The organism is Endozoicomonas sp. ONNA1 (genome assembly GCF_024606325.1).
GTDB lineage: Bacteria > Pseudomonadota > Gammaproteobacteria > Pseudomonadales > Endozoicomonadaceae > Endozoicomonas_A.
The window spans coordinates 1-7,037 of the sequence record NZ_JAHHPN010000081.1; the positions used below are offsets into that span (position 1 = coordinate 1).

General features: G+C 49.8%; 4 protein-coding genes. All 4 read right to left on the reverse strand.

The annotated features are described in order from the left end of the window. Nucleotides 1-300: 300 nt before the first annotated feature. Nucleotides 301-2,439 (reverse strand): hypothetical protein, encoded by a 2,139-nt coding sequence (locus KDK19_RS01760; protein WP_257291223.1) that lies wholly within the window; start codon nt 2,437-2,439, stop codon nt 301-303. Between the two features lie 219 nt (nt 2,440-2,658). Further along, nucleotides 2,659-4,497: a hypothetical protein gene (locus tag KDK19_RS01765; RefSeq protein WP_257276314.1), complete on the reverse strand. Its 1,839-nt coding sequence runs from the start codon at nt 4,495-4,497 to the stop codon at nt 2,659-2,661. 138 nt (nt 4,498-4,635) lie between these two features. Then, entirely contained in the window at nt 4,636-6,798 is a 2,163-nt protein-coding gene (locus KDK19_RS01770; RefSeq protein ID WP_257291224.1) for a hypothetical protein, read from the reverse strand. A gap of 52 nt (nt 6,799-6,850) precedes the next feature. Then, nucleotides 6,851-7,037 (reverse strand): hypothetical protein (locus tag KDK19_RS01775; protein WP_257287230.1); only part of this gene is annotated, 187 nt, incomplete at its 5' end.

Consider the following 7,037-nt stretch of genomic DNA (forward strand, 5'->3'; position numbering starts at 1 on the left):
AACGACCATTCTGGCAATATCATCAAGCTCCATGCCACTCCGGGCGAAGAAGCGCTTGAGACGTTAACGCGCGGAGTCGATCTCGGTGCCCCATAGTTGGGGCAGTACGGGACAGGTTGACTGAACCCATCTGGATGAGACCAAAAATAACCAGCGTAATTAAGGTCAATACGGGATTGATGCCAGCCAAGAGGGGTTTTAAGGTGCTTTGTTTCGAAATTGTCCCCTACAGAGCAAGAAACTTTTGTTAAAAATCAAAGTCAGTGCCGGGAAACACCTCATGAAAGGGCTGGAGTCAGATCAAAGACCAGGGGCATCATTACGGTCCAGATCAACAGGCTTGGGTTTTTGATGCACTTTTTTGTGATTCGACAGTGCTTGAACATTCTTGCAGACCTTCCCGCATGGCTGCTGCTGGCCATCTTCCCTGACCACTGTCACGTCACAAGCTTTCTGACTGCTGTGGAATTTGCTTTTGTGATCTGACAGACTTTTGGCATCCTTGCAAACCTTTACGCATGGTCGCAGCTTGCCATCCTCCCCAACCACTTTCTTGTCGCAGGCTTTTGGCCCGGTGTGGGTTTTTGATCTGTGATCTGCCAAGGCACGAGCATTCTCGCAGACTTTCCCGCATGCCCGTTGATGACCATCCTCTCCGACTACTGTCTTGTTGCAGGTTTTGCGCCCTGTGTGATACCTGCTTTTGTGAGACGCCAGAGCTTTTCTATTCTTACAGACCTTGCCGCATGGCCGCGGCTGGTCATCCTTCCCGACCACGCTCATGACACAGGTTTGTTTTCCGCAGTGTTCTTTTCTTTTGTGATCACTGAGGGCTATAGTGCCCGGGCAGGCTTTCCCGCATGGCCGTTGCTGACCATCCTCCCCGAGCACGCTCACGGTACAGGTTGTTTGCCGGATGTGCGCTCTTCTCGTGTGATCCTTCAGGGCGTGAGCGTTTTTGCTGAACATCCCGCATGGTCGCATCTGGCCATCCTTCCCGAGCGTAATCACACCGCAGGTTTGTGGCCCGGTATGGTCTCTTTTTTTATGATTCCGCAAGACGTTAACATTCTTGAGAACCTTCCCGCATGGTCGCAGCTGGCCATCCTCTCCGAACACTGTTTCGTCACAGGTTAGTGGTTTGCTATGGGCGTTTCTTTTGTGATCCCCCAGGGCTTGAGTATTTTTGCAGGTCTTCCGGCATGGCCACAACTGACCATCCTTCCCGGCAATGATCACATTGCAGGTTCTTGTCCTGTCGCCGACATTTCGTTTGTGATGCGACAGTGTTCGTCGGCAAGGTGTCTTTGTTAATTCAGCAGTCTCGTGTGTTATCAGGGCTTGTGCTGTGTCTGCCCGGGAAAGATGAGATTGGGTCTGACCCAATTGGGATGATTCGGTGGTTGTTTGTCCTGTTTCTGAAGTCACCACTGGGGGAGTGGACTGGGGAAATGTAAAAGAAATCCCGATTTCTTCGAGAAGTTCAGGTAAATAGAACGACTCGGAAGTCTCCGTTGTACAGCCGTACACCGTGCTCGATGAGTGCTGGGAATATGTGGTGTTTACAGGATCAACATAGCCTAAGCAACGAAGACAGCGTCCATTGGCCGAATGGGGGCATGAGCTTCGTCCGGGTGTTGTTTCTGTATGAACCGTCGAACTGTCTGCGGAATTAAGCGACCATTCAGTGAGCTGTCTACAGTCGGGTGAGAGTCGGAATCGACAAATACCATAACAGGGAAAGACGAAACAATTTAAGTCCAGGGTATGTAGAGGTTTTTGAGGGCCTCCGTTGCCGCCGCCTGAGTCAGAATAGAAGAGGCTAATGAAATAGCCTGCAGGTTCGGCGGCTCCCGGGGCTCGCTGCCCCGATGGTTCTAATGCCCGGGCTTGTGGTTGGTCTTGTCTATAGCCCGACATAGTAATGATTGTCACAAACGAATGATCCCCCGGTGTCAGCACAGGTCTTGCCTCTTGTTGTTCCATCGGTTTAAACAGCGGTGAATCTGGGCTCCAATAGCTTCTTAAAAGCCAACCGACAGCAACAAACACTTCAACAGGAGTCCGTGAATAAAGGCTGGAGCTCAGAGCGGCGTTTTTGATCAGGATCGGTTCGCAACCGGCCAGTAGATGGGTTGTGTAGAACCATGGCCATGCAATCGACTTAATAATGGTTGTTTTTACTCCGCAGCCGCTCAGTCTGTGCGGTTGGTCGTCAGGCGGCGAATCTGATCCCGGATCGACGTTGGTGCCGTCAATGTCTGACTGATTGTCCGGCAACGTATACCGGTCACGCTTTATAGAAAAGCTCTGGTTTGGAGAATCTGTTTTCTGTTCAAACTCGACAACAAAATGTCTTGTCAACGATTGAGCCTTGTTGGTGACAGGCAACAGGATGAGCAGCAAAAGCAGTGTTGCAGAGAGTAAATGTTTAATCATTCTATCCTTGCGTTCTGGTTTACTGAGCAAGGATAGATCAAGAGAATAAGCGTGTTTTTCTGTTAAAGGCCTTATTATATAAAACCATTGAAGTGTTAATGCATTCGTTGGCGAACCCGGACAGCGTGATCACGAGTCATCTCGCGGATAGATGGATCTCTTTGGGCGCTCTTTTAGACGAGCAGTGCCTTTTTGTATTTCTATTCATGGGGTATTAGATCAATTGTTACTCACACTTTCTTTTTGGGGGCTGTGGTCACTGTCCTTATTCACACCACAAAGCTTGCGTTTTCGATGTATTTTTCTGTGATCCGTCAGGGCTCTGGAATTTTTGCAAACCTTTCCGCATGGCCACTGCTTGCCATCGACTCCGACCACTTTTACGTCACAGGTTTGTTGGCTGGTGTGGTTACTTCTTTTGTGATCCGACAGGGCTTGAGCATTCCTGTAGACTTTTCCGCATCGTCTCAACAGACCATCTTCCCCGAACACCGCCACTTTACAGACTTGTCGCTCGGTGTGGTCTTTTCTTTTGTGATCCGACAAGGCTCTGCTACTACTGCAGACCGTATCGCACGGGTGCATCACGCCATCCGCTCCGATTACTGTTTTGACGCAGATTTGTTGTCCGCTGTGCTCTCTTCTTTTGTGATCCGTCAGAGTGCCAGCATTCTTGCAGACCATTCCGCAAGGTCGCGGCTTACCATCCTTCCCGACCACGTTATCGACACAGGTTCGTTGTCCACTATGGATTCTACTTTTGTGAGATGACAAAGATAGAGCGTTCTTGAAGGTTATTCCACATAGCTGCCGCTGGCCATCCTTACCGACCATAGTAAACTGACAGATTAGTCGTCCGCTGTGGTCTTTCCTTCTGTGATCCGCCAGGGCTCCACTATTCTTGCAAGTCTTTCCGCATAGCCGGGTCTGACCTTTTTCCCCGACTACGATCAAGGTACAGGTTTTTTGCTTGCTGTTGCAGTTGCTTTTACAATCCAACAGGGTTTGTTGGCGATCTGTCGATCCGAACATAACATTCTTAGTGGCACCAGAGGCCTGTACCGGGGCTGTCTGGGAAAGATGAGGTTGGCTCTGACCGAATTGGGATGGCTCAGTGGTTGTTTGTGTTTCTGAAGTCCAAAATGGGTGTATAAGCGTGTCAGAATTAGAAGAGATCCCGTCCCCTTCCTGAAGATCAGGTAAATAGAGTGGCCCGGAAGTATCCATTGTAAAGGCGCCCACCGTGCTCAATGGGTCTTGGGAATATCTGGGGTATAAAGGATAAGCATGGCTTGAGTAAAGAAAACAGTCTCCATCGAACGGATGTGGGCGTGAGCCTTGTCCGGGTGTGACTCCTGTCGAACTTTCTGCGGAATTCAGCGACCATTTAGCGAGCTTTCTGCTACCGGATGACGGTCGGAATTGGCAGACGCCACGACAGGGGTGGACGAAACAATTTAAATCCAAAGTATGTGAGTGTTCCTGAGGGCCTCCGATGCCGCCGCCAGAGCCAGAATAAAGGAGGGCAGTGAAAGAGCCCGTAGGGTGAATGTTGGTTGCAGGGGCTTGCAGGCCGGATAATTCTGATGTTTGGTCTTTTTGTTGGTCATGCCCAGAGCCATGCACCATAGTGATGATGGCAAACGGTTTATCCTGACTCGTTTCTTGTTGTTCAATCGTGTTAAGAAATGATGAAATGGGCTTCCAATGGTTTTTTAAAAGCCACCCAACAGCGACAACCGCCTCTAAAGGAAACCATGAATAAGGGATGAGGCACAGGGGAGACTCTTTGGTGGTCAGGCTCAGTTCGTAACCAACCAGTAGATGAGTGGCATAAATTAATTGCCGCAAAATTGACTCAGTCAAGGTCGTTCTTACCCCATAACCGCCGGGTCTCTGTGATTTGACATCAGGGGGAGAGTCCGTTCCTGCATTGCCGCTTGTGTTGGTAATATCTGGTGGTGTGCCCGGAAAAGTAAGCCGACCACGTTTTATAGAAATGCTCTGGGATGAAGAATTTGCTTTCTGTTCAAACTCGACAATAAAATGTTCTGTCATTGGTTGGGCCTGACAGACGACAGCCAGGGTCAATAGCAGTGACAGTGCCGTTAAGAGTATATGTCTAATGATTCTGTCCTTGCATTCTGGTTTACAGAGAGGAAGGATAGACCATCTCATTAAAGAGCAGTTGTCAGATCAAGGGCTGAGGTCACGGTTATTTTTTTGATCAACAGGCTTGCGTTTTCGATGTATTCTTTTGTGATTCATCAGAGATAGAATGTTATTGCAGACCGCCCCGCACGGCCGTGACTGGCCATCTTGCCCGGTTACAATCTCGTCACAGGTTTGTTGATAGGTGTGGGCTTTTCTTTTGTGGTGATACAAGGCCTGGGCATGCTTGAATACTATCCCGCATAGCCGGTGCTGACCATCTTTCCAAAGCACCTTCAGATTACAGGTTTGTTGTCCGGTGTGGTATCTGCTTTTGTGGGATGACAGCGCCTGGGCATGCTTTAAGACCTTCCCGCATGACCGCTGCTGACCGTCTTCATCGACCATGATCACGTTACAGGTTCGTTGGCCGCTGTGGGCGTTTCTTTTGTGACTCGCCAGGGTTTTAGCACTTCTGAGGACCATTCCGCATGGTCGCTGCTGGCCATCTTCACCGATCACGGGCGCGTAACAGGTTTGTTGCTCACTGTGGCTGGCTCGTTTGTGATCCGACAGAGCGCAGGTATTCAAACAGACCTTGCCGCATGGTCGTGGCTGGCCGTCTTCGCCGATCAATATCACCTGACAGATTTTTTTTCTGCTGTGGGCTCTGCTTTTGTGAGACGAGAGGGTTTTAGAATTCTTGCAGACCCTGCCGCATGGTCGCGGCTGCCCATCCTCCCCCATCTCTGTCACCATACAGGTTTGTGGCCCACTGTGATCTCTGCTTTTGTGATCCCACATAGTTTGAGCATTCTTGAAGACCCTCCCGCATGGGCGCTGCTGGCCGTCCTCCCAGACCACTGCCACGCAGGTCTTTTGCCCGCTGTGGAATCTGCTTTTATGGCATGACAGGGCTGGAGCATTCTTGAAGACTCTTCCGCATATTCGCTGCCGACCATCGTTGGTGACCACGGCCACGTCACAGGTTCGTTTCCTGGTGTCGCGGGCTGTTCTTCTTACACGAGCCGATAAGGTTACAGAACTCTTGCAGATCATGTCGGATGGCCGCAGCTGGCCATCTTCTGCGATCACTATCTGGTCACAGATGGTTTGCTCGACAGCTTCTGTGTTACGGTCCACCCTAAAGCCCACTGAGTCTGAGGCGACCCCGTCTGAGGCGACCCCGTCTGAGGAGACCCCGTCTGAGGAGACCCCGTCTGAGGAGACCCTGTCTGAGGCGACCCCTTCTAAGGTGTTCCCACCCATAGAGTTGCCGTCAGTGGTTGGGTTGCTACCTATGTCATAAGCTTGCGGTGGAAATAGTGGGTCTGAATCGTATTGGAGTTGAATAGCAGGGAGATCAACCAATACATCGAAAGGCGAGGTTTGTCGGGAATGTTCAATGTCCCAGTGACCTATGTCACTAAAGCAATGATCATCAGGCAAATTGGGGTATGAGCTTACATAAGAGTTCAGCAACCATTCACTGAGTTCGCTGCTCATGGACGATTGCGGGAATTGACAAATGCCATGACAGGGAAATACGAAACAATTCAAACCCAGGGTATGGTGGTGGTGTTGAGGGTCACCGTTACCGCCGCCGTAGTCAGTATTCAAGGTGCTGCTGAAAGAGCCTGCCGGGTGCAGTGGTGCTATTGCAGTGTCCTGAACGGATGATTTTGATGACTGCCCTTGTGACTGTTGTCCAGAACCCAACATCATAGTGATGCTCTCAAATGGTTGATTTCCCTGTGTCAGCATAGATGTTGCCTCTTGTCGTTCAGCCGGGCTAAGTAACGGGAAGTCGGGGTTCCAATGGCTTTTCAAAAGCCAACCAACAGCGACAACTAGTTCTATAAGTACCCATGAATAAGGAGAGCTTAGAGGGGTTTCCTTCGTTGTCAGGTTCAGTTCGTAGGCAATTAGCAGATGAGTAGTGTAAGACCATTGCCAGGGAAGCGACTCAATAGTGGTCGTTTTTACCTCGTAACCGTCTGGTCTGTGTCGTTTGTCATCAGGAAGAGAGGCTGACTTTTCAGAGCCGTTTGTATCGGTAATGTCTGACGAGTTGACTGGCAACGCGCGGCGCTCAAGCTTTATAGAAAAGCCTTGGTTTTGGGAAGTTGCATTCTGTTCAAGATCGACTACAAAACGTTCTGTTAACGCTTGGGCCTGACAGGCGACAGATAACGTCAGTAAATGCAATAGCATTATTGCAAAGAGAGATTGTTTAATAATTCTATCCTTACTTTTTGACTTACAGAAGGCAAGGATAGATCAATAAAATGAGTGTGTTTTCTGTCAAGGACCTAATCTTCTGTAGGGGAGGATTTCGTAAGGAATTGCCAGTGGAAGATTGATTTGAGTGAACTTCGGGTGCCATCCAGTAAACGACCATTCTGGCAATATCATCAAGCTCCATGCCACTCCGGGCGAAGAAGCGC